Source organism: uncultured Endozoicomonas sp., assembly GCF_947495845.1.
GTDB lineage: Bacteria > Pseudomonadota > Gammaproteobacteria > Pseudomonadales > Endozoicomonadaceae > Endozoicomonas.
In genome coordinates this window covers 140462-163666 of sequence record NZ_CANMAO010000006.1, presented here as the reverse complement: position 1 = coordinate 163666, position 23205 = coordinate 140462, and the positions used below count along the sequence as shown (strand labels likewise).

The following is a 23205-nucleotide window of genomic DNA, read 5'->3' as shown; positions in this document are numbered from 1 at the left end:
AATCTATCAGAAATTGATCGCTGGTGCTTTTTTCTTCAAATCAGTTCATTTTTACCCACAGATATCCCTGAAGAGCCTAAGTTTTAAATTCAGGAGAGACGACAACTATGCTGACACAGGGGGCTAAACAAGAAGCTCGGCAAGCTAAACGAGTTTTTTATGTTAAATGAGGCACTCGATAGTCTTGAACTGTCTCTGGCAACACCCGATAACTCTCTTAAAAACGCCACTCACCTGAGAAATTTGAGCGAAAGCAATCCAGAACAGGCTGAACAAGCATTGTATGCATGGATATATGCAAACTTTGATGAAAAAAACCAAGAACATCTAGCCATCGCAGAGCTGCTGAAAGACCACGATTATCTAGATGTGCGGGGAAAAATTGATGGCCTGCTACTCACAGATGCTCTGAATAAACAGAACGCCAGAGAAGAGTTAGAGGATAAGTTCGACGACATAGCACGTAAACTTCGAGTGCTTAGCAAAGCACTGAATATAAAATAATGCCACTGTTTGGCTACTCAATGAGCAGCCATTTTCCTCGGCTCCATCCAGCGACAGAATAAACCACACCTTCTTTGCGGTTTTCACATATAACCATTACTATGTGTCTCCTACCGGGAAACTGCATCGAAGTAATATGTATATCTACCGCCTCGTCCTGCTTCTGGTGATCGGCATCTACCTGTTTTCCCCGGCTATTATGGGCTGGTGGATTACCTTTGGTGAGCATTGGTATCAGCCTTGGGTTCTCTGGCTTATCCTGATTATTGCGGCTTTTGCTCTACAGATTCGGGGTAACAGTGATGAACTTTGAGCTGGAACATATCCTTCTCGTCAGCTTTCTCTACCTGCTCCTTCTCTTTTTATGCGCCTGGGCCACCGACAAAGGCTTTATTCCCAAACGCATTGTTAACCATCCAGCGACGTATGTTTTATCGCTGGGCGTCTATGCCAGCAGCTGGGCATATTATGGCAGTATTGGCGTTGCCCACGACGATGGCTATGTGTTCCTGAGTTTTTATTTTGGCCTAAGCGGCGCATTTCTTCTGGCACCGGTATTACTGATCCCCATTCTTAAAATCACCTCAACCTATCAACTCAGCTCACTGCCCGATCTATTCGCTTTTCGCTTCAGAAGTCCATTGGCTGGCACCCTGACCACACTACTTCTGTTGTGCATCACCTTCCCACTCCTTGCCTTACAGATTCAGGCAGTATCCGACAGTATCTCCTTGCTGACCAATGAACGCATGTCCGATCAGCTGGCCTTTGGTTTTTGCCTGCTGGTAGCCGTATTAACCATTCTTCTTGGTACTCGGCACCTTGCCGGCCGCCATCAGAATGATGGCCTTGTGGTGGCGATTGCCTTCGAATCACTGCTCAAACTGTTGATTATTGCGCTGCTGGGCGGGGTGGTGATCTATCAAATTTTTGGCGGATTTCCAGAACTGAATCAGTGGTTGGAGTCCAACTCTCAGGTCATTATTGGCATGAACTCCCATCTAGAAGATGGTCCATGGCGCACAACACTGTTGATGTTCTTTGCTTCTGCCGTGGTTATGCCTCATGTATTCCATATGACCTTTGCAGAAAACCGGGATATCCGACGACTATTCACTGCCAGTTGGGGGCTGCCATTTTTCCTGCTCTTACTGAGTATTTCAACGCCACTGATTCTCTGGGCAGGCTTGAAAATTAACAGTAACTACCCACCGGAATACTTCCCTCTGGCTATCGGTGCAGCGCTGGATAATCGATTACTGACCATGATCGCCTATATTGGCGGTCTCTCTGCTGCCAGTGGCTTGTTTATTGTGACCTCTTTAGCCCTGTCATCCATGCTGATGAATCATGTCATTCTTCCGGTTTACCAAAGCCGTGAACCCTCAGCGCCTGCTCATATCAACATCTATCGCTGGCTAACCAATGTAAAGCGCCTGGTGATTATCGGCCTTATCCTCTCGTCTTATGGCTTCTATCGCCTGCTTCACAACGAAGTGGATATGTACAGCCTGAGCATTGTCGCCTATGTCGGTGCTTTGCAGCTTCTACCCGGGACACTCGCAACCCTGTATTGGGGCAGTGCCAATCATAAAGGACTCATTGCCGGTCTTCTGACGGGTAGTGCCGTCTGGTTCTTTACCTTGATGATGCCGCTGACCATGGGGATGGAAGTGTTCCCGATTCGCAGTGTGCATTTTGGCACCATTACGAATGACGGGTGGTATTTGGCGGCCATGTCATCATTGGCAGTCAATCTACTGGTGTTTTTCCTGATGTCTAAATTAACCGGCATGTCTGATGAAGAACGCAGTGCCGCGGCAGCCTGCCTGGTTAAAGAAGTTGGTCAACAGCCCCATAAAATCCCCCAGGCTCGATCATCCTATGAGTTCCAGGAAATGCTCAGTGCCCCACTTGGCCCAGTTGCAGCACAAAAGGAAATCAGTAAAGCGCTGAGCGACCTGAACATGCGAGCAGACGACAATCGTCCACATTCTCTCAGGCGCTTAAGAGATCGCATTGAAACCAATCTTTCCGGCTTAATGGGCCCCACCATTGCCCATGATATTGTTGACTCCTTTCTACCACTGGATGCTGAAAGCAATTACGTGCCAAGGGATATTCATTTCATGGAATCCCGGATGGAGGATTACCATACCCGGCTCACAGGGCTTGCCGGTGAACTGGACAGCCTGCGCCGTTATCATCGAGACACATTGAACTCGTTGCCCATGGCCGTCTGTGCCATCGACTCTATCAGCAACACCAGTAATGGGCTGATCAGTGACCGTGATGTGATGTTCTGGAATCCAGCCATGGCTGAACTTACCGGCATCGAAACAGAAGCCGTGCTGGGTATGCCGTTGAGGGATATTCCAGAGCCATGGAAAACGGTACTCAATGAGTTTCTTCGCCTCGAAGGCAAACACCTGACCAAACACCGCATTGAGCTTGATGGTGGCGTTCGATACCTCAACCTGCATAAATCCACAATTCATGCACCCGCCTCCGGCACTGGCGGTAACCAGGTTATCCTGATGGAAGATCAAACAGAAACCCAGCTTCTGGAAGAACAGTTATTCCACAGCGAACGTTTGGCGTCTATTGGACAACTGGCGGCAGGTGTCGCTCATGAAATTGGTAACCCAATCACGGGGATTGATTGTCTCGCACAGGAGATGAGTGCGCTCTCCAGTGATCCGGATATTAAAGAAAGTTCCCAGCAAATTCTTGAACAGACAAAACGGGTCAGCCGCATTGTTCAAACTCTGGTCTCTTATGCACATTCAGGGCAGAAAGGAGCCAGACAACAACTGTCTAATGAATCAATCTCCTCAGAACCTGTTGAAATATGCAGCACGATTCAGGAAGCAGTTAGCTTGTTGCAATTAAGTCATAAGCACAGCAATATCGAGTTCCGTAATCTGTGCTCAGCGGGACTCTGCGTCTCTGGCAACAGCCAGAAACTGCAACAAGTGTTCATTAACCTGTTAAAAAATGCAGCGGACGCTTCTGATTCTGACCCAGAGATCACCAGCTTGATTTCAGTCACGACCAGCGCTAACCAGCATACGGTCACCATTCGAGTTGAAGACCAGGGACACGGTATTCCAAAAGAGATTCAGGAAAAGCTCTTTGAACCATTTTTTACCACCAAAGAAGCAGGAAAGGGCACGGGTCTTGGCCTTGCCCTTACCTGGAATATCATTGAAGAGCACTTCGGCAGCATTCAGGTGATAAGCCCATTAGATGCAAATACCGGACGAGGGACGTGTTTTATGATTTCCCTTCCACGCTACGAAGCAGAGCCAATTACAACAGAATCAGTCTATGAGCTGCAGGGGGAAACGGCATGAGTCAGAGCACTACGGTTCAGGGCAAGGTTCAAGACAAGGTCCAAGACAAAGCTCAGGGCAAGATTCTCATTGTCGAAGACGAAGAAATAATCCGTTCATCTCTGCGCAGACTTCTGGAGCGTCAGGGCTATAGCGTCACAGAAACTGGCTCCGTTTATGAGGCCGAAGATAGCCTGCTTAAAGATGATTCTTATGATTTGATCATCAGCGACTTACGTCTTCCGGGCAAACCGGGCACCGAGATGATTAATCTCGCGGGCAGCATCCCAGTGTTAATCATGACCAGCTATGCCAGTCTCAACTCTGCCGTTTCTACCATGAAACAAGGTGCGGTAGATTATATTGCCAAGCCCTTTGATCATGCCGAGATGCTGGAAAGAGTGGCTGAGGCCATCAAAAAGAAAGACACCCTCGCCCAGGACACCTCTGAAAATCAAAATGGTACAACAGATATTAAACAGGCCGCCCTGTCGTCTGATGCTGGCTTCAGCGGCATTCTAGGGCAGTGTGACGGCATGAATTTGCTCTTCCGACAGATTCAGAAAGTCGCACCTACCGATGCCACCGTTCTGATCCAGGGAGAATCAGGCACCGGCAAGGAACTGGTTGCCCGTGCCCTTCATGAAAACAGTCGTCGCGCCAAAGGTCCGATGATTTCGGTTAACTGCGCCGCCATTCCGGAAACACTGATTGAGTCCGAACTTTTTGGTCATGAAAAAGGGTCTTTTACTGGAGCAAACGCCGCCAGAACCGGTCTCATTGAAGCAGCGAATGGCGGCACTCTGTTTCTGGATGAGATTGGTGAACTACCTCTTGAAGCTCAAGCTCGATTGTTGCGGGTTCTACAGGAAGGAGAAATCCGTCGTGTAGGTTCGGTTCAGTCTCAATCCGTGGACGTACGACTAATCGCAGCTACTCATAGAAACTTGAAACAGTTGTCATCACAAAATGAGTTTCGGGAAGATCTCTATTACCGCCTTAAAGTGGTTGAGCTCCGCATTCCGCCGTTACGTGAGCGGGGCAGCGACATCTTAATGCTGGCGGAGCGGCTGCTGGAAAAGACCTGTGAAAAAATGGGCTTGGAGGTTTTCTCACTGGCGCCAGAAACCATGGCCGCCATGTCTCAGTACCAATGGCCGGGTAATGTCAGAGAAATGGAACACGCCATCGAGCGGGCAGTCATTCTTTCGGAAGACAATATTATCACCCCTGAACACTTGGATATTGAGGTGCGGGTTAAACAGGTGCTGTTCCGAGCCGACGCTGAAGAATCTCAGGATGGGCTGACCCTTGAAGATTATTTCCAACGCTTTGTTCTTGAGCATCAGGATCAGATGACAGAAACGGAGCTGGCACAAAAGCTCGGAATCAGTCGTAAGACGCTTTGGGAAAGACGACAAAGACTTGGCATACCCAGAAAGAAAACAACCACTTAGGAGCTTCCCCGAAACAAGATCCACATTTACTGAGGCCTTGAAGCATCGTTGAGACCGTTGACCGCTATCCGTAGGCCGTAGTCCGAAAAAGCGCGAGTGCCCCAGCTTTTTCAGAAACGGAAACGTGTAAATTATTTCATGTCAAATCCCTAATGTTTTGACATGATTAGCACACGACTATAACAGTCCATGGTGCACTCACCACAGCCTGTACAGCGTTCAAGATCAATCACTGGCTTTTTACTCGCATTAAATTCGATAGCCTGCTCATTGCAGGCTTCGGCACACAGATGACAGTACATCCCAAGCTCAGCCTGACAGCTCCCTGTTAATAAAGGGATAACCTGTCGTTTTTTCCCACGGTCCTTATCTAATGCACCGGACGGACAAGCATCAACACACTGACCACAGAAATCACAGCTGCCATAAGCAAGATCCAGAATCGGGCGACCGTGCAGAATTTCTTCTTTCTCATCCGATTTACCCAGCACTCGCATCGGGCATTGACTGATGCATGCATCGCATTGAGTGCAAAGCGCCAGAAACAAAGCATTTTCAACGGCCCAGGGAGGCCGGGGATAGTGGCTGTCGGGAACAACAGTCGGTTGCTCCGGCGCAAACCGACGAAACAACGCCCGTCGTGCAGGCGACTCTAGCTGTTCATCATCTGTTTTGTTGATATCTGACATTGCTTCACTGGGAAACCGGTAACAGGAAGACAGACTTTAGCCAAACACTGGCTGACTTTTAAGCAGTAGTTCTACCGTTTCCTGAACGCAATAACCACCAACAATAAAACGTCTCATCACGGTGCTGTACTTTATCCTAACTGGATATGCAGACCCAGAAAGAGGTCGTCATCAAAGCTCCACCCACGGAGCACTGAGAAAACCAACCATTTCTGGAAACCCTGCTAATGGAAGAGTGGCTCAGTGGATGATTGATAACCCGAGGCCTGATCTGACAATCGTCAGAGATATCATTAGTCATGACTGGCAAAGGTCTTCAGGCGCTGCATCGTAAAGAAGTGATTCATCAAGATCTCAGGCCTGCCAATATTATCTTTATGAGCCTGATCCGAATTACGTCATTAAACGGCATCAAACCCTTTTAGATAGAGATCCTGTTCGCTTCTGGCAGGTAACCTCTCTGGTGCTTGCCATTATTGCTCTGGCTCAGCACTTTTAATCCGCTGGGTTCTGGCTGATAACCAACTTTAGCCGTAAATAGCCAAACGTCTTATTTCTTATTAATCCCTGCTATGGGAATGTTTCCTCATTCGTTCAAAGTCTATTTTTTTGCGAGGGGCAAATACAAGGATTTATTATGTCTACTGCACTAGGATCAAAAACAATAGTACAACCAAAAATTTCTGCCTTTTATCAAAAGCCAGTAGAGCAAGGCAATGTCCAAGAAAAGGCGCGTATATTTGAAAGCCGAATCATTGCCAGTCAGCCAATCCGGCCTGTTCTTGCTCATGCTAAGAAAGTAATCGATAAAAGCAGGTTAAATGCTGAACCTAAAAAAAATGTATTCACCAAAACAACATGTGCTGAAAGATCAGTAAAAAATATCCCTATTATCTCTCTAAAACCCACTAATAATCCATATCAACCCAGCACAGATATAACAAAGGCTCATAACAATAACGCGCCCCAAAAATTAAGCGCTGAAGAATTAGTAGCAAACCTGAGAAAAAACAAACCTACTTATCAAAAGCAAGGTATTCAATCATTAATCAGTTTTCACGAATCAGCCATTAAGAAAGCAAGTGGAGAGCCTGCCGCCAGAAAAAGGCCTGCCTCACCCACCAAGCAGTCGATCTCAAACCAAACTTTACCGGCAAAAAAATCGCCACCACCGGTAAAACCAAGAACGATGTATGCAAACAGAATAGATAAAAAAACCAGTAAAAAAGCTTTCACTGAGATTATTATCAGAAATCAAAACGGGCAATATTCAGCAAAGGCAAAATTGCTTAATAGCTTACCCTACGAAGCACTGATTAAATTTGGCTGGACTGATGATGATATTTTAAGCCTCGTCACAAAGGAAGATAAAAAACCACTGACAGAGCTCGCAGCTACAAAGCTGGGCATCAATGCTTCGGATATCAAATCACCCAACATTGGCTACTACCTCGGTAGTGGAGCAGCTGGCATGGTTAAATTCGCTCTCATTACAGAACCAACCACCAATAAATCTCACCTGTGTGTCGCAAAAAAAATAAAACCCAAAAAACCCAATAATAAGGAAGAAATCGATAAGTTACGAACCGAACTCAAAAAAGAGGTTAGCCTACAAAAAGCATTAGGTGATAGTGCTCCTAAAATTCATGGCGTTTCTGAAACCAAGGACCAATCCGGGAATAAAGAATTTATTATTTTCATGGATAAAGCTGATGGCATTGACGGCTATACGTATACAGAAAAGTATATTCCAGACTCAAAAGCAAAGAAAAAAATAATTCAGAATATGATTAAAAATATTAAGGATATGCATAAACTTGATATAGGGCATAGGGACTTTAAGTTGGATAACCTGACAATCAACCCAGATACCTTTAGAACCCAAATACTCGATCTTGGGGATGCAGAACAAGGTGAAGATAAAGCATATGGAAAAACGGGTGTGCCGATCTATCGAGCTCCTGAACTGGTTATTCAGAAAACTCATAACCCAAAGACTTGTGACATTTTTTCTCTGGCCGTTGCGATCATCGATATGGTGATCGACCCGGAAGTCGAGGATAATCCATTCATGCTTGGACTTGATGACCCCGAAATCCTAGGCTGGGTTAACAAAATGACAGAAAGAAAAGTGTCGTCTATCATTTCCAGAAAACTAAATACCGTTAAATTCCAGAATAAAGAATTGAAGCAACTGGTAGAAGGAATGATGCAGGTAAATCCAGTGGAAAGACCAACACTTGATCAGGTATCACAAGTTATCGAAAATATTGATTTCGATAAGTAAGGGCAGATTATCGAAATATTAAAGTTTAATAAGAGCCGCTCAAGTCAAACAAGCATTAACATGAAACACATGTAGCCTGACTTGAAAGCTTTGCCGGAACTGAGCAAGTAATATTTCGTGAACTTCTACCAGCGGCCAAAAGCAGGCTGAAGGCAGTCATCCCCCAGAAATAAAACCAGGGGATGATGCCTTCATAAATCACATACCGCTGGCAAACATATGCAGGTCGTAAAAGAAAATACGACCACAGAGTTCAGCCATCAGCACCATAATTGTACTAAAGGCTGTCAGGCCAACCACGGCATTACTGCCACGGGTTGCAGAAATCACCCACAAACCCATGCCAACAAACAGCAGTGCCAATCGAGCCAACATTAAACTACCGTGGTATTCAAACAGTCCCAGAGGGTTGGCAGGCAAATCAACCTGCCCCAACCAGAACAGGTACAGTGGATAACCCACCAGCACCACCCCCATCACCAGAAAGCCCAAGGTTGCCAGTGCACGGTCAGCATTCTTTTGATATGCACCCAACAATACCGATTGAGTTCGCAGCATCAGCGCTGCTGCCGGAATGCCAACGACAAATGCCGTCATCACAAACTGGAAAACCGTCCAGCCGCTATTCCAGGCGGGCACTGTCGCCAGCGTATACACATTGGCAATGGCCAGCAGTAACAATACGCCCAGCCCCATGGCACCAGCCAGCACCAGCTTCTGCAATTTTGGCAGAATGCCGAAGTGGGTCATGGCCACGTAAGTGAAGACAGCACCACCAAACAGTGAGGTACTCATAATCTCCACACTCAGTGCAGACAAGTGTTCTAGACCAAACACCACATTGATAGCACGCAGCGGCTGACCAAGGTGTGTCATGGCTGCAGCACCGGAAATACCCAGCAGTACCAAAACCACCATCAGCATTTTGTTCAACAGCTGCTGACGACTGTTGTCACTATTTACCATTAACAGGCAGGCCAGTACCAGAAACAGACCCACGGTTCCCTGTGCCAGAACCGTAAAGAAAACCAGTGGCAACTCGTGCATGGTTACACCTCCCGTGTGTTGATAATGCGTCCGGTACGGTCACCGGAAGGCTTGGCATAACGACTGGCTTTCATCACCAGAGAAGGCAGAGTCAGAGATGAGTCTGGCAGCGGAGCAATGTCGGCTTCAGTGCCGTATTTCGCCCGCAGCTCATCAATCGGTCCGAATTCCAAAGCACGCAGTGGGCAGGATTCGATACAGATCGGCATCTTGCCTTGTTCAACACGGTCATAACAGCCATCACACTTGGTCATGACTTTCTTTTCTGCATCAAACTGCGGTGCGCCGTATGGGCATGCCATTTCGCAATAACGACAACCCACACAAACATCGCCGTCTACTACCACCAAACCATCTTTCTCACGCTTGTGCATGGCGCCGGTTGGACAAGCCTTTGTACAGGCTGGCTGTGCACAGTGGTTACAGCTGATGGAGGTATAATAGGCAAATACGTTTTGTTCGTAGGTGCCGTCTGCGTTTTGCATCCAGTCACCGCCGCCGTATTCATACACACGACGCCAGTTCACACCAACCTTCAGGTTGTTTTCGTCTTTGCACGACAATTGACAGGTTTTACAGCCTGTACACTTGGCCGTGTCTACATAGAATCCAAGTTGTGTCATTTGTTTCTACCTGTCATGCCTTGGCGATTTCAACAAGGTTGGTGTGCATTGGGTTGCCTTTGGACAGCGGCGTACTGCGATGTGTGGTCAACACGTTGAAAGAGCCACCACGGTCGACTCCGTCTTTACCCGGCGTGTACCAGGCACCTTCAGCGAGTGCGGCAACACCCGGCATAATACGCGGGCTGACTTTCGCAGGAATACGGGTTTCTCCACGGTCATTCCAGACTTTCAACATATCGCCATCTTTAATGCCACGAGCGTCTGCATCTGCCGGATTCATCCATACCGCATCCGTGACGGCTTCACGGAGAAGAGCCACGTTGTGATAAGTAGAGTGCACACGACCTTTGGTGTGGAAACCAATCAGCTGCAGCGGATACTTTTCTGTCAGTGGGTCCAGATGACTTTCCCACGTGGTGACGTACTGAGGAATCGGCGTAACCACATCACCTTCCGGTAATTCCCATTCAGCGGCAATCGTCGCCAACTTCTCGGAATAGATTTCAATTTTTCCAGAGGGTGTGCCCAACGGATGCTTATTCGGATTGCTGCGGAAATCTTTCAGAGCAATGCGAATACTTTCCGGTGCTGGTTGCGTATACGGCCCATCTCGACGCAGATCTTCCAGAGTCGGAACCTGAGGCTGCTCCTTGCGCATCAGCTCATACAGTTCTGCTACCCATTCTTCATGGGTTTTTCCTTCGGTGTACTGCTCTTCCAGACCAAAACGTTGGGCGATACCCGAACAGATGTCGTATGCACTGCGGCACTCATACATTGGCTCAATGGCAGGCACCAGCGGAATAACAGCACCAAGGCTTCCGGATGAATAACCGTTACTCGCCACTTCGTAATTTTCGATGGTGGTGATATCCGGCAACAGAATGTCAGCAAAACGTGCGGTAGGTGTCATGTGGTTTTCAAACACCAAAATAAACTCGCATTTGCTTTCATCCGAGAGAATTTCTTTCGTCCGGTTGATATCGGAATGCTGGTTAATGGTGATGTTGCCTGCATATTGCCAGATAAACTTAATCGGGTTCTTCAGGTGTGTTCCGCCCTGCAAACCATCCGTCTTATCCGTCATTTCATGGTGACGGTGAATGGCGTCGGTCCACTTAAAGAATGGAATCGCTGTTTTGATCGGGTTATTACCAACCGGCAGGGTTTTCACCGGGAAGCCATAGTTACCCGGCATTTCACCGGTATTGGTTCCAGCCAAACCGATATTGCCAGTCAGAATTGGCAACATGCAGATCGCACGACTGGCCTGCTCACCATTTGCCTGACGCTGAATGCCCGTACCCTGAATAATGTAAGCCGGTTTGGCACTGCCAATTTCACGGGCCAGCTGGATGATTTTCTTCGCTGGAATACCGGTGATGGTGGCAGCCCATTCGGGTGTTTTTTCGATGCCGTCCGGCCCCTGCCCTAGAATGTGCGCTTTGTAGTGACCATTCTTTGGTGCGCTGGCTGGCAGTGTTTTTTCATCGTAGCCAACGCAGAACCTCTCAAGGAAAGCCTCGTCCACCATATTCTCTTTGATCAGCACCCAAGCCATGGCTTCAACCATGGCAGCATCGGTACCCGGGCGAATAGGAATCCACTCAGACTCTTTGCCCAGCATGGTGTCGGTATAACGAGGATCAATAATGATGGTGCGAACATTTTTGCTGTTCACAGCATTGGTGTGTTCGTAAATTTCACCGCCACCACTCATACGAGTTTCAGCAGGGTTGTAACCAAACATCACCAGCAGTTCTGCATTGGCAATTTCACTGGTGAAACTGCCATAAGCCGCTGGACGACCGCCGCCGTAAGTAAATGGCAGCGCAAACTGAATTTGTCCCCAACTGTAGTTGCCGTAGTAAGGCAGATAACCACCGATCAGGTTCAATAAACGTTTACCAGCAAAAGGTCCATCGGTCTTATAGCCTTGGGTGCCAGAGCCATACTGGTAATAAATCGCATCATTTCCGTAGGTGTCGATAGTGTATTTCAGCTGTTTGGCAATGGTATCCAGCGCTTCATCCCAGCTAATGCGCTCAAAGCGACCTTCGCCACGCTTGCCTACCCGCTTCATCGGGTATTTCAGACGATCAGGGTTGTATACACGCTGTTTGATGGAGCGGCCACGGAGACAGGCGCGGATTTGATGATCGCCATACACGTCATCGCCACGGTTATCGGATTCAACATGGGTAATCACACCATCTTTGGTGTGAACCTGAAGTGGGCATCGGCTGCCACAGTTCACCATACAGGCAGTCCAGGTCACCTTCTCTTCAGATTTTTTTTCAGAAGATGATTCAGCAGCAATGGCTTTCAGTGGAAGCGCATTACCTGCGACAACAGCAGCGCCGCCAGCGGCAGTACCCCATTTCATAAAGGTTCTTCGCTTGACGATGGACGACAGCGCACTATCAAGTAGTTTCTTCATTTATTTTACCGTTATCACTAAGCCAGTCCGTAAACCAGGTCGCCAAAGCATCCATGACAAGCAACACGGCAAGGGAGAGTGTACAAATAATGAACTGACAAAAGGGCGATGATGATAATCGGTGATCAAGAAACAACCGCTTGATCTAAATCAATTTTTTGCGCGTTTTGAGACAATTACACAAAGAGTGGTGGGATCACAAATTGTACTAATGATGATCCCTTAACAAACGTGTAATTACACCATATATGATCATTTATCCTGAATCTTTAGCCAGGCGCTTCAAAGTCAAGTATGCGGGTATGATTAAAAATGAAGCATAATGGTTGCTGAAAAACTCCGGGCATGAGTTAGCATACCCGGAGTTGCTCATTTACATACCGCTGGCAAACATATGTAGATCGTAAAAGAAAATACGCCCGCACAGTTCAGCGATTAGCACCAGCACAGTGCTGATTGCTGTTAAACCAGCCGCAGTATTACTTCCACGGGTTGCAGAAATCACCCACAAGCCCATGCCAACAAACAACAGCGCCAATCGAGCAAGCATTAAACTACCGTGGTATTCAAACAGCCCCAGAGGGTTTACCGGCAGATCCACCTGCCCCAGCCAGAACAAGTACAGCGGATAACCCACCAGCACGATGCCCATCACTAGGAAACCCAGAGTTGCCAAAGCGCGATCAGCATTTTTCTGATAAGCACCCAACAGCGTGGACTGGCTTCTCAGCAACAGCGCAGCAGCTGGAATACCAACGACAAATGCCGTCATAACAAACTGGAAAATAGTCCAACCACTGTTCCAGGCTGGAACCGTTGCCAGTGTATACACATTGGCAATGGCCAGCAGTAACAGTACGCCCAGCGCCATAGCACCTGCCAAAACCAGCTTCTGCAGCTTAGGCAGGATGCCGAAGTGAACCATTGCTCCGAACGTGAATACTGCACCGCCAAACAAAGAGGTAGCCAGAATTTCAACACTCAGTGCAGAGAAATGCTCAAGGCCAAACACCACATTGATCGCACGCAGTGGGTGTCCGAGGTGAGTCATGGCTGCAACACCGGCGATACCAAGCATGACTAGAACAGCACCCAGCCCTCGACTCAAAATCCGCTGCCGGCTGACATCCTGATTAACCATTAACATGGCAGCCAGAATCAGAAACATTCCGACTGTGCTCTGAGCAAGTACCGTAAAGAAAACTAACGACAACTCATGCATGGTTACACCTCCCGTGTGTTGATGATGCGTCCGGTACGGTCACCGGAAGGTTTGGCATGACGACTCGCCTTCATCACCAGAGAAGGTTGAGTCAGGGAAGAATCCGGCAGTGGTGCGATATCCGCCTCCGTACCGTACTTCGCACGCAGCTCATCGATCGGTCCGAATTCCAACGCACGCAGTGGACAGGAGTCAATACAGATCGGCATCTTGCCCTGTTCAACCCGGTCATAACAGCCATCACACTTGGTCATGACTTTCTTTTCAGCATCAAACTGCGGTGCGCCGTATGGGCAGGCCATTTCACAATAGCGACAACCAACACAAACATCGCCGTCTACTACCACTAAACCATCCTGCTCACGTTTGTGCATCGCACCGGTTGGGCAAGCTTTAGTACAGGCTGGTTGGGCACAATGGTTACAGCTGATGGATGTGTAATAAGCAAATACGTTTTGCTCGTAGGTGCCGTCAGCATTCTGGAACCAGTCACCACCGCCGTATTCATATACCCGACGCCAGTTCACACCAACCTGTAGGTCGTTTTCATCTTTGCACGACAATTGACAGGTTTTACAGCCCGTACACTTAGACGTGTCTACATAAAATCCAAGTTGAGTCATTTACTTCTACCTGTTATGCCTTGGCAATTTCAACAAGGTTGGTGTGCTGTGGATTTGCTTTTGCCAGTGGCGATGGACGCAATGTCGTCAGCGTGTTCAAGCAGGCACCCATATCCACACCATTACGGTCCGGCGCATACCAGCTGCCCTGTCCCATGGCTGTGACACCCGGAATAATTCGTTCTGTAATCTTGGCGACCACACGAATTTCACCACGATCATTCCACACCTTCAGCATGTCACCGTCTTTGATATCACGCTTAGCAGCATCAATCGGGTTGACCCAGATTTCCTGACGACAGGCGTCTTTAATGACATCTACGTTGCCATAGGTAGAGTGAGTGCGGGATTTGTAATGGAAACCAAAAAGCTGCAGTGGATAATCTTCTACGGTTGGTGACTCGTGGCCTTCCCAAGAAGAAACGTATTCCGGCAGAGGGCGGATGGCCTCATCGTCTTTCAACGTCCAGGTCGCGGCAATTTGAGCAAGGCGCTCAGAATAAATTTCGATTTTACCGGAAGGCGTGTTCAAAGGATTGGCTTCTGGGTTCTCACGGAAGGCCTTGTAAGCGACAGATGGCTCACCTGGGTTCTTCTGCTTCACGATACCCTGTTGACGGAAGGTATCGAAATCCGGCAAACCGGCGTTCTTTTTCTGAGCCTGTGCGTAGATATGTCGTAACCAGGCTTCCTGATCACGCCCTTCTGTGAAGGCTTCTTCAACGCCCAGTCGTTTAGCCACTTCAGAACACATGTCGTATACAGAACGGCACTCATACAGCGGTTCTACGGCTGTATCACAGAAAATGGCATACCCCATATTTCCGCAGCTGCCGTTTGGTGCAAAGTCCGGCTGCTCTGCAGCAGTCAAGTCTGGCAGAAGAATATCCGCATAACGGGCACTGGACGTCATGTGGTTTTCAATGACCACAATCATTTCGCACCGGGATTCGTCCTGAAGAATTTCATGAGTACGATTGATATCGGAGTGCTGGTTGATAATGCAGTTGCCCGCATAGTTCCAGATAAACTTGATAGGCTGACTCAGTCGTTCAGCGCCACGAATACCATCGGTTTTATCCGTCATTTCAGAATGGCGATAAATCGCATCCGTCCACAGGAACATCGGGATTGCCGTTTTGATTGGGTTTGTCAGCGTTGGGAAAGCTGCGAATGGCATAGAATAGCTGCCTTCACGGGCACCACTACCTCCACCAGCGACACCTACGTTTCCGGTCATAACCGCCAGCATCGCAACAGCACGACAGGCTTGTTCACCATTGGCTGTACGCTGAAGCCCCCAGCCCTGCATTACATTACACGGCTTTGTCATGGCAATTTCACGAGCCAGACGAATAATGGTTTTGGCAGGGACAGACGTAATTTTTGCTGCCCAATCCGGTGTTTTTACAACACCGTCCGGACCTTCACCCAGAATGTAAGATTTCCAGGAAGAGCCTTTTGGTGCACTTTCTGGCAAAGAATCTTCGTCATAACCCACGGTATAACGACTGAGGAAATCATTATCCACCAGATTTTCAGTCATCATTACCCACGCCATACCCGCCACAAGCGCAGCGTCGGTTCCCGGGCGTAATGGCACCCATTCATCATTTGGCCCAAGCGCGGTATCCGTCAAGCGAGGATCAAACATGATCATTCGTGCATTACTGCGCTTTCTGGCTTCCGACAGATGATAAATAACACCACCACCGCTCATGCGGGTTTCTGCAGGGTTATTACCGAAGTTAACGATCAGTTTGGTGTTGACCAGATCAGAAATACAGTTGTTGCTGTTGGCTCCAAACAGGTATGGCATACCAATGGCAATCTGAGCCGTACTGTACGTGCCGTAGTGATTCAGGTAACCGCCCCAGCAGTTCATCAGACGGGCAATCGGGCTGGAAGCTGGCGGCCAGGATTTGGCAATGGTGCCACCCAGGGTACCTGTCGCATAGTTGAGGTAGATCGCCTCGTTGCCGTACTCTTTCTTAATGCGCTTCAGGTTGTCAGCAACAATATCAAACGCTTCTTCCCAACTGATGCGTTCAAAACGACCTTCACCCCGTTTGCCTACCCGCTTCATTGGGTATTTCAAACGATCCGGGTTGTATACGCGCTTGCGGAATGAACGACCACGCAGACAAGCACGAACCTGGTGATCGCCATAAACGTCATCGCCCGTATTATCGGTTTCAGTGTGAATAATCACGCCGTTTTTTACCTGATGGCGCAAGGCACAACGAGAACCGCAGTTGACTGTGCAGGAAGACCAAACTGATTTAACATCATCATTGGATGCCGCTTTCTTTTCAGAAGCCACTGCCTTCATTGGCAGAGGACTGCCGCCTACCATCGCAGCACTGCTTGCTGCTGCGCCCCACTTCATGAACGTTCTCCGCTTCACATTGGAAGCTAACGCCTGATCAACTATTTCTTTCATCAACTACGCCGTCGCAAAATCATCATCGTAAATTTCATACTTCTGCAAAAAACGACCATGATGATTCGTTAGCTTGCAGGGTCATAAAATCGAAGGGGATAGTAATTGCACAGCGGTATATCGGTGTATGATCCAGAGCAAATTTTAAACAGATTGTATAATCGAGCGCTAAGACTCAATTGCCATCCTTATCAGATCGAGAACATGACCTGATGCTCCTTTGGTCTATATTTGGCTCACCGATGTTCCAATACGGGATGCACGATGGAGTTCAAAGACTACTACAAGATTTTGGGTGTCGATCCTGATGCGGATAAAAAAACGATCAAAGCCGCCTATCGCAAGCTCGCCAGAAAGTATCACCCGGATGTCAGTGAGCATCATGATGCTGAAAACCAGTTCAAGGCGGTTGCCGAAGCCTATGAAGTGCTCAAAGACGATGCCCGACGGGCGGAGTACGATGAACTTCGACAGTATGGCGGCTCTCAACAGAGCTTTCGTCCACCACCGGGTTGGCAATCGTCAGGCTCGCAGGATGGGAATGACGATTATTTTCAGGGCGATTTTTCAGATTTTTTCTCATCCATTTTTGGCTCTTCCGGTGGTTCGCGATCCAGAGGTTTTGAAGGACGTCCATCATTTAGTCAACGCGGGCAAGATCTGGAAAAAGAGATGCCAGTATTTCTTGAAGATACGATGTCCCAAGAATCGAAAACGATCTCTTACAGCATTCCCCAATACGATGATAACGGTCGTATAACGGAGAAGAACAAAACCCTGAAGGTCAAAATTCCAGCCGGTGTTACTGATGGAGAGCATATCCGTTTGAAAGGACAGGGGGCACCAGGGGTCGGAGGAGGAGAAAATGGCGATTTGTATTTGCGTATCCGGTTAGTCCCTCATCCTCTGTTTGACGTCGAGGGGCATAATTTGATCATCACGCTTCCTATCGCTCCGTGGGAAGCCGCTTTAGGTGCAAAAATCACGGTACCTACACTCTCCGGAAAAATCAGTTTAACCATTCCGGAAAACAGTCAGAGTGGCCAACGATTGAGAGTGAAAGGCAAAGGCCTTCCAGGAAAAAAAGTGCACGGTGATTTTTATGCATTACTGAAAGTGGTCATGCCAGAGAACAATGAACCCATAAAGGAGCATTGGCAGAAAATAGCTGGGCTGGCGCCGTTCAATCCAAGAGCCGAGTGGAGTGAAGCATCATGAGTGAGACACAAACAACCCACTTCAGCTTCACCGAAGTCTGCCTGCGAACCGGTGCAACCAAAGAAACCGTTATTGAAATTATTGAGCAGGGCATTGTAGAGCCGTCAGGCACTTCCGCCGAGGAATGGCAGTTCAGCCCGACTATGCTGCTGATAACCAATAAGGCTGTGCGCTTACACCGCGAACTTGATGTGGACTGGCCAGGCATTGCTCTGGCGATGGATTTGTTGAGGAAGCTCGATCAACTGAAACACGAAAATCGTCATCTGAAACGACGGCTTAGTCGCTTCACTCCGGGTATTCTGCCCCCGTAACTAAACAGTTCAAGAGGTTGTTGCGAAACCCTCCAACCCTGATGTTTGGGGTATGCATTCCCACGCGGAGCATGGGAACGAGGTGTTTTGAGTTTTGCAACAACCTCGGAGCATGGGAACAAGGTGCCGAAGAAAGCCCCATTTTTTAATGGGGCCGATCCATCATCATTAAGCCGACAATTGACGTACTTCTTCCGCCAGAGACAGAGTCAGTGCTTCACGGGCAATGTGCTGGCACTGTTCATAGTTCAGGCTGCGAACACGGGCTTTGACCACCGGAATGGCCGGCACACTCACCGACAATTCCTGAACACCCAGACCTACCAGCACAGGAACCGCTGCCGGATCACTGGCCAGGCTACCGCAGATACCCGTCCACTTGCCTTCTTTGTTGGCCGCTTTTACGGTCATATCAATCAGGCGCAGAACCGCAGGATGCAGACCATCCACACGAGCCGCCAGTTTTGGATGACCACGGTCAACTGCCAGGGTGTACTGGGTCAGGTCGTTGGTACCGATTGAGAAGAAATCCACTTCCTTGGCAAAGTGATCCGCCAACAGTGCAGCAGAAGGCACTTCGATCATAATGCCTACTTCTACCTTCACGCCGGAGTTTTCCTGCTCTTCCAAAACCAGCTTTTTCACCGCCCGGAATTCATCAATGGAGCTCACCATTGGGAACATGATGCGAGCATAGCCGGCATGTGCCGCCTGAAGGATCGCACGAACCTGTTTGCGCAACATGGTCGGACGATTGATACCGATACGCACGCCACGCTCACCCAGGAATGGGTTTTCTTCTCTTGGCAGTGGCAGATAAGCCAAAGGCTTATCACCGCCTACGTCGAGGGTACGAATAATCACCGGACGATCTTTGCCCATCGTCGTCAAAATGGCTTCATAGGCTTTCACCTGCTCATCCATCGACGGCTCAACCGCACGCTCCATATAAAGAAATTCTGAACGCAACAGACCCACCGCTTCAGCGCCCATTTTCACTGCTTTTTCTGCATCATCGTTGTTAGCGATGTTGGCAGCAATCTCAACATGATGTCCATCCTGAGTCACCGCAGGCTGATCCGCGACTTTCAGAGCTTCTTCATGTTCCGTCGCAGCACGTTCCTGACGGGCAACGGTTCTCCCGATTTCTTCCTGCGTCGGGTTAACCAGAACATAACCCTTGTTGGTATTCAGGATAACGTCGGTGCCATTGTCGTAGTCACGTACGCTGGCAGGCACGTTCACCAGGTATGGAATACCCAGAGAACCGGCCAAAATGGCTGCGTGGGAAGTCGCGCCACCATGCAGAGTGACGATACCAATCACACGACTGCGGTCCAGCGTGACCACTTCAGACGGCGTAATGTCTTCCAGACACAGAATGGTATTTTCCGGCATTTGTTCGTTGGCATCGTCAATGCCCATGAGCACACGCAGCACTCGAAGACCAACGTCTTCTACATCGATAGCGCGAGCCGCCAGCATAGGGTTATCCAGCTTGCGCATATCGTCGGCTTCTGCCAGAAAGCTTTTGTGCCAGGCCCACATGGCGCTTTTGCCGCTCTCAATCAGCTTGTGAGCGCGCTCACTGATGGCTGGGTCGTCAAGTAGCTGCTGATGGGCAACAAACACTTCAGCATGACCGCCAACGTGTTCAGCTTCCATTTTGGAAACCAGCTTTTGCAATGCTTCGCGGGCTTGCTGGATACCGTAATCTAACTGCCCGAGCTCATCTGCAACGCCAACACCTGCTTCCGGGTAGCTTGGCAGTTCGTGCTCCAGATGACGCAGTTTACCAATCGCCATGCCCGGCGCTGCTTTAACGCCCGGTAAACGACCATCCTCGCCTTCTACTGGCCCCAGCAGTGGTGCTTCTTCTGGCTCGGCTTCTGCCGCCGTTGGTGCAACAAAGCCGGAAACATCTTCTCCCAGACCGCTCTCGAACCCTTCAAGCACCGCAGCCATGGCATCTTGTGCATCAGGGCCTGTCACTGTGATTTCGAGATTAGAGCCCATCACCGTCGACAAGCCCATCATGGCTGTCAGACTGTTGGCTTTACACTCTTTACTGTTATCCCGGTTCAGAATGGTTACATCAGAGTTAAAACGCTTGATAATCTGAATGAGTGTGGCTGACGGGCGAGCGTGCAGACCAACCGGATTTTTCAGTACAAAAGGCTCCACCAAAGTGATGGATTCCTGCTGAACTGCCGGGACGGCTTCAGATACCAAACTCGCCGCTTCTTGCTCAGCGTTATCACCGATGGCAAATACTTTGCTCTGGCCAGCGGTCACTTTGCTGCCCTGGTTAATGACGACACCGGTTTCACCGGTGGTGATCATGATAGCGGTCTGAAGACTGGCAGCTTTGGCACCCACCACCTCGGCGTCGAAAGACAGCAACTTCTGACCAACAGTGACTTTGTCGCCTATGCTGACAAAGGCTTCGAAACCTTCACCCTTCAAAACAACCGTATCAACACCAACGTGAATCAGTATCTCCAAGCCCGCGTCGGTTTTAATAGCGACCGCATGCTTAGCGTCGTGTAACTGGCTGATCGTGCCTTCACAGGGTGCAAGGACTACAGAATCTTCGGGATCAATGGCAACACCATCACCAATCAGTCGACCAGCAAAAACCGGATCAACAGACTCATCAATGGAACGTAACGTACCTGAGAGAGGAGCCACCAGAGAGAGAGTTACAGTAGAAGTCATGCAGGAACCTCAATTTTGGACAGATCCTCCGTAACAGGGATCTTTTTCATTTCTTCAGCGATGTCCTGAGCCATTGGTCCAACCACTACCTGCAGATTTTTATCACCTACACGCACGACAGCTGCCGCACCGATGGCTTTCAGCTGGGCGTCGGTGACTACAGTGTTGTCTTTCAGGGTCAGACGTATACGGGTGACACAGGCGTCAATCCGGGTAGCATTACCATACCCACCCACCAGTTTCAGACACTGCTTTGCAAACAGTGAAGCATTGATTTCAACCGCTTTTCTGGTTTCAGAAGCGGTTGTGACAGGAGTGCTGGCGGACACGGGTGGTTCGCTGACAGGCGCTGATGGTTTTGATGAAACGGCATCATCACCGGATAAATTCAGGGCTTTTTTCAGCCGCTGGAAGAAACCTAAACTACTCATGATTCATCAACCACCAGTTACTACTCATACATTCGCAGAAATGCTCCAATAAAAATGCCGCAAACGCGGCACTCTTATCACAGTCCTTCTGTGACCTGCCCGAGAAATTAGAAAGTGCTTCACTCCACATGCACAGAGTTTGGCAATCTCACTAAACATGAATGCCAGCCAGTTAAGTAGTATTCACTATTATGGCCGGCACATCATTCCTGGCAGGTCAGGACTTTGAACTAATTACCCTTTTTAAGGGAGGCGTATACTACCCAGATCTTCATCTGCAGCAATCTTTTTCATCTCTCCGGCAATAATTTCTGCCTTTGGACCAAGAATAATCTGCAGATTTTTCTCACCGACTCGGATCATGCCACTGGCGCCCAGCGCCTTAACTACACGCTCGTCTGCCACTGCTGGATCGTTCAGCGACAATCTCAGGCGGGTAATACAGGCATCAATACTGGTGACGTTACCAAGACCACCAATAGCTTTTAAATACTGGCGTGCCTCGTAAGCATTATCACTCATGCCCTGCTTGTCTTCTGTTGATACTGCAGCGCCAGCAGTTTCATCTTCATCTTCACGACCCGGCGTTTTCAGGTTGAAGATTTTAATGGCGAAGTAGAAAACACAGAAGTAGATAACCGCAAATACAAGACCAATGACGACCAGTGTCCATGGATTAGTTGCCAATCCCCAGTTTAGCACCATGTCAAACAGACCGGCGGAGAAACCGAAGCCATGCAGGGTGCCCATGGCGTTAGTCACGACCAGAGAGAGACCGGTTAATACGGCGTGTGCCGCATAAAGCGCTGGCGCCATAAACATGAACAGGAATTCCAGAGGCTCAGTAATACCGGTCAGAAACGCCGTCAGGCCTACTGAGAACAGCACACCGCCAACCTGCGCACGACGACTTTTATCAGCAGTCAGATACATAGCCAATGCAGCAGAAGGAAGACCAAACATCATTACCGGGAAGAAGCCGGTCATGAAGACACCTGCGGTTGGATCGCCAGCAAAGAAGCGATGCAGGTCACCGTTAACAATATCGCCGGCAACGTTAGTGAAATCACCCAGACCAAACCAGAAGTAGGAGTTCAGTACGTGATGCAAACCGAAAGGAATCAAACCGCGGTTCAGCGTGCCGTACACGAACTGGCCGATGGCACCCGAATCGGCAACTGCGTGACCAAAGGCATCGATACCACTTTGAATGCCAGGCCATACATACCCACTGATCCAGCCAATCAACAGCATGAACAGACCGGTCATGATCGGCACCAGTCGTTTACCGCCAAAGAAAGCAAGGTAGTCTGGTAAAGAAGCCGCATGGAAACGATTATAAGAATGTCCGGCGACAATACCGCTGATGATGCCGCCAAAGAACGACATATCAATATCCGGATTAATGGTAGCGGTGGTTGCTTTTAAAATGAAAAAGCCAACAGCACCAGCGATGGCAGCAGCACCTGCGCCATCAATAGACAGACCAACGGCAATACCCATGGCAAACAGTAATGCAAGATTACTGAATACGGCGTTACCCGCCTCTGCCATAAATGGAATGCCAAGCAAGTCTGGCTGCCCCAGGCGAAGCAAGAGCGCCGCCACGGGTAAAACGGCAATGGGCAGCATCAGCGCCTTGCCGAGTTTCTGTAAGTAACCCAAAACGTTCATGATTGATCAACCGTTATATAGTTTTAGTGAGAAGGTACATTTGTGCGTATGACCACTACAGCTTACCTATTTATTTTTCGGAAAAAAATATAAACCCTCAAAACTTTGATAGAGATCAACAAAAACCAGCTGTTTTACACTTTTTCAGACAAATTTAATGCCATTTATTTTCCATCG

General features: G+C 48.7%; 18 protein-coding genes. 8 read left to right on the top strand and 10 right to left on the bottom strand.

Annotation, left to right across the window (positions count from 1 at the left end):
- Positions 1 to 159 precede the first annotated feature (159 nt).
- The 4 genes from Q1B11_RS06980 (at position 160) to Q1B11_RS06965 (ending at position 5296) form a co-directional block, all read left to right on the top strand.
- Positions 160 to 504, top strand: coding sequence for a hypothetical protein (locus Q1B11_RS06980; protein WP_299729685.1), 345 nt, complete (start codon positions 160 to 162; stop codon positions 502 to 504).
- Positions 505 to 640: 136 nt separating this feature from the next.
- Positions 641 to 817, top strand: a complete 177-nt coding sequence (locus Q1B11_RS06975; RefSeq protein ID WP_299729682.1) for a hypothetical protein — start codon at positions 641 to 643, stop codon at positions 815 to 817.
- On the top strand, positions 807 to 3860 hold the full coding sequence (locus Q1B11_RS06970) for an ATP-binding protein (RefSeq protein ID WP_299729679.1): 3054 nt from the start codon (positions 807 to 809) through the stop codon (positions 3858 to 3860). The genes Q1B11_RS06975 and Q1B11_RS06970 overlap by 11 nt, the downstream gene beginning before the upstream one ends.
- Complete coding sequence (locus tag Q1B11_RS06965) at positions 3857 to 5296, top strand: sigma-54 dependent transcriptional regulator (protein WP_299729676.1); 1440 nt, start codon at positions 3857 to 3859, stop codon at positions 5294 to 5296. The genes Q1B11_RS06970 and Q1B11_RS06965 overlap by 4 nt, the downstream gene beginning before the upstream one ends.
- Positions 5297 to 5445: 149 nt before the next feature.
- Here the strand turns inward: Q1B11_RS06965 and Q1B11_RS06960 are convergent, their stop codons facing one another.
- On the bottom strand, positions 5446 to 5985 hold the full coding sequence (locus tag Q1B11_RS06960) for a ferredoxin-type protein NapF (RefSeq protein ID WP_299729673.1): 540 nt from the start codon (positions 5983 to 5985) through the stop codon (positions 5446 to 5448).
- A gap of 299 nt (positions 5986 to 6284) precedes the next feature.
- Here Q1B11_RS06960 and Q1B11_RS06955 point away from each other — a divergent pair, with 299 nt between their 5' ends.
- Complete coding sequence (locus tag Q1B11_RS06955) at positions 6285 to 6410, top strand: hypothetical protein (protein WP_299729670.1); 126 nt, start codon at positions 6285 to 6287, stop codon at positions 6408 to 6410.
- Positions 6411 to 6622: 212 nt separating this feature from the next.
- A complete protein-coding gene (locus tag Q1B11_RS06950; RefSeq protein ID WP_299729667.1) occupies positions 6623 to 8272 on the top strand; it encodes a protein kinase in 1650 nt (549 codons plus the stop codon).
- Between the two features lie 198 nt (positions 8273 to 8470).
- Here Q1B11_RS06950 and Q1B11_RS06945 read toward each other — a convergent pair whose 3' ends face one another.
- From Q1B11_RS06945 to Q1B11_RS06920, 6 genes are all read right to left on the bottom strand, one after another.
- Complete coding sequence (locus tag Q1B11_RS06945) at positions 8471 to 9319, bottom strand: DmsC/YnfH family molybdoenzyme membrane anchor subunit (RefSeq protein ID WP_299729664.1); 849 nt, start codon at positions 9317 to 9319, stop codon at positions 8471 to 8473.
- Between the two features lie 2 nt (positions 9320 to 9321).
- Complete coding sequence (locus Q1B11_RS06940; protein ID WP_299729661.1) at positions 9322 to 9942, bottom strand: DMSO/selenate family reductase complex B subunit; 621 nt, start codon at positions 9940 to 9942, stop codon at positions 9322 to 9324.
- A 13-nt stretch (positions 9943 to 9955) separates the two neighbouring features.
- A complete protein-coding gene (locus tag Q1B11_RS06935) occupies positions 9956 to 12385 on the bottom strand; it encodes a DMSO/selenate family reductase complex A subunit (RefSeq protein ID WP_299729658.1) in 2430 nt (809 codons plus the stop codon).
- Positions 12386 to 12758: 373 nt separating this feature from the next.
- A complete protein-coding gene (locus Q1B11_RS06930; RefSeq protein WP_299729656.1) occupies positions 12759 to 13607 on the bottom strand; it encodes a DmsC/YnfH family molybdoenzyme membrane anchor subunit in 849 nt (282 codons plus the stop codon).
- A 2-nt stretch (positions 13608 to 13609) separates the two neighbouring features.
- Positions 13610 to 14230, bottom strand: a complete 621-nt coding sequence (locus Q1B11_RS06925) for a DMSO/selenate family reductase complex B subunit (RefSeq protein WP_299729654.1) — start codon at positions 14228 to 14230, stop codon at positions 13610 to 13612.
- Between the two features lie 13 nt (positions 14231 to 14243).
- Positions 14244 to 16673, bottom strand: coding sequence for a DMSO/selenate family reductase complex A subunit (locus tag Q1B11_RS06920; RefSeq protein ID WP_299729651.1), 2430 nt, complete (start codon positions 16671 to 16673; stop codon positions 14244 to 14246).
- Between the two features lie 264 nt (positions 16674 to 16937).
- Here Q1B11_RS06920 and cbpA point away from each other — a divergent pair, with 264 nt between their 5' ends.
- Positions 16938 to 17891 carry a curved DNA-binding protein gene (gene cbpA, locus Q1B11_RS06915; protein ID WP_299729648.1) on the top strand — a complete coding sequence of 318 codons (954 nt, stop codon included), beginning with the start codon at positions 16938 to 16940 and terminating at the stop codon, positions 17889 to 17891.
- A complete protein-coding gene (locus tag Q1B11_RS06910) occupies positions 17888 to 18205 on the top strand; it encodes a chaperone modulator CbpM (RefSeq protein WP_299729645.1) in 318 nt (105 codons plus the stop codon). The genes cbpA and Q1B11_RS06910 overlap by 4 nt, the downstream gene beginning before the upstream one ends.
- Before the next feature lie 168 nt (positions 18206 to 18373).
- Here the strand turns inward: Q1B11_RS06910 and ptsP are convergent, their stop codons facing one another.
- The 3 genes from ptsP to nagE form a co-directional block, all read right to left on the bottom strand.
- Positions 18374 to 20923 carry a phosphoenolpyruvate--protein phosphotransferase gene (gene ptsP / locus Q1B11_RS06905; protein ID WP_299729642.1) on the bottom strand — a complete coding sequence of 850 codons (2550 nt, stop codon included), beginning with the start codon at positions 20921 to 20923 and terminating at the stop codon, positions 18374 to 18376.
- Positions 20920 to 21354, bottom strand: a complete 435-nt coding sequence (locus Q1B11_RS06900; protein WP_299729639.1) for a PTS glucose/sucrose transporter subunit IIB — start codon at positions 21352 to 21354, stop codon at positions 20920 to 20922. Before Q1B11_RS06900 ends, ptsP begins: the two co-directional genes overlap by 4 nt.
- A gap of 243 nt (positions 21355 to 21597) precedes the next feature.
- Positions 21598 to 23028: an N-acetylglucosamine-specific PTS transporter subunit IIBC gene (gene nagE, locus Q1B11_RS06895; protein ID WP_299729636.1), complete on the bottom strand. Its 1431-nt coding sequence runs from the start codon at positions 23026 to 23028 to the stop codon at positions 21598 to 21600.
- Positions 23029 to 23205: the final 177 nt, after the last annotated feature.

What these genes read in the sequence shown, in the direction of transcription:
- Q1B11_RS06980 (WP_299729685.1), top strand. Translation starts at nt 160, where the DNA reads ATGTTAAATGAGGCACTCGATAGTCTTGAACTGTCTCTGGCAACACCC.
- Q1B11_RS06975 (WP_299729682.1), top strand. Translation starts at nt 641, where the DNA reads ATGTATATCTACCGCCTCGTCCTGCTTCTGGTGATCGGCATCTACCTG.
- Q1B11_RS06970 (WP_299729679.1), top strand. Translation starts at nt 807, where the DNA reads ATGAACTTTGAGCTGGAACATATCCTTCTCGTCAGCTTTCTCTACCTG.
- Q1B11_RS06965 (WP_299729676.1), top strand. Translation starts at nt 3,857, where the DNA reads ATGAGTCAGAGCACTACGGTTCAGGGCAAGGTTCAAGACAAGGTCCAA.
- Q1B11_RS06960 (WP_299729673.1), bottom strand. Translation starts at nt 5,985, where the DNA reads ATGTCAGATATCAACAAAACAGATGATGAACAGCTAGAGTCGCCTGCA.
- Q1B11_RS06955 (WP_299729670.1), top strand. Translation starts at nt 6,285, where the DNA reads ATGACTGGCAAAGGTCTTCAGGCGCTGCATCGTAAAGAAGTGATTCAT.
- Q1B11_RS06950 (WP_299729667.1), top strand. Translation starts at nt 6,623, where the DNA reads ATGTCTACTGCACTAGGATCAAAAACAATAGTACAACCAAAAATTTCT.
- Q1B11_RS06945 (WP_299729664.1), bottom strand. Translation starts at nt 9,319, where the DNA reads ATGCACGAGTTGCCACTGGTTTTCTTTACGGTTCTGGCACAGGGAACC.
- Q1B11_RS06940 (WP_299729661.1), bottom strand. Translation starts at nt 9,942, where the DNA reads ATGACACAACTTGGATTCTATGTAGACACGGCCAAGTGTACAGGCTGT.
- Q1B11_RS06935 (WP_299729658.1), bottom strand. Translation starts at nt 12,385, where the DNA reads ATGAAGAAACTACTTGATAGTGCGCTGTCGTCCATCGTCAAGCGAAGA.
- Q1B11_RS06930 (WP_299729656.1), bottom strand. Translation starts at nt 13,607, where the DNA reads ATGCATGAGTTGTCGTTAGTTTTCTTTACGGTACTTGCTCAGAGCACA.
- Q1B11_RS06925 (WP_299729654.1), bottom strand. Translation starts at nt 14,230, where the DNA reads ATGACTCAACTTGGATTTTATGTAGACACGTCTAAGTGTACGGGCTGT.
- Q1B11_RS06920 (WP_299729651.1), bottom strand. Translation starts at nt 16,673, where the DNA reads ATGAAAGAAATAGTTGATCAGGCGTTAGCTTCCAATGTGAAGCGGAGA.
- cbpA (WP_299729648.1), top strand. Translation starts at nt 16,938, where the DNA reads ATGGAGTTCAAAGACTACTACAAGATTTTGGGTGTCGATCCTGATGCG.
- Q1B11_RS06910 (WP_299729645.1), top strand. Translation starts at nt 17,888, where the DNA reads ATGAGTGAGACACAAACAACCCACTTCAGCTTCACCGAAGTCTGCCTG.
- ptsP (WP_299729642.1), bottom strand. Translation starts at nt 20,923, where the DNA reads ATGACTTCTACTGTAACTCTCTCTCTGGTGGCTCCTCTCTCAGGTACG.
- Q1B11_RS06900 (WP_299729639.1), bottom strand. Translation starts at nt 21,354, where the DNA reads ATGAGTAGTTTAGGTTTCTTCCAGCGGCTGAAAAAAGCCCTGAATTTA.
- nagE (WP_299729636.1), bottom strand. Translation starts at nt 23,028, where the DNA reads ATGAACGTTTTGGGTTACTTACAGAAACTCGGCAAGGCGCTGATGCTG.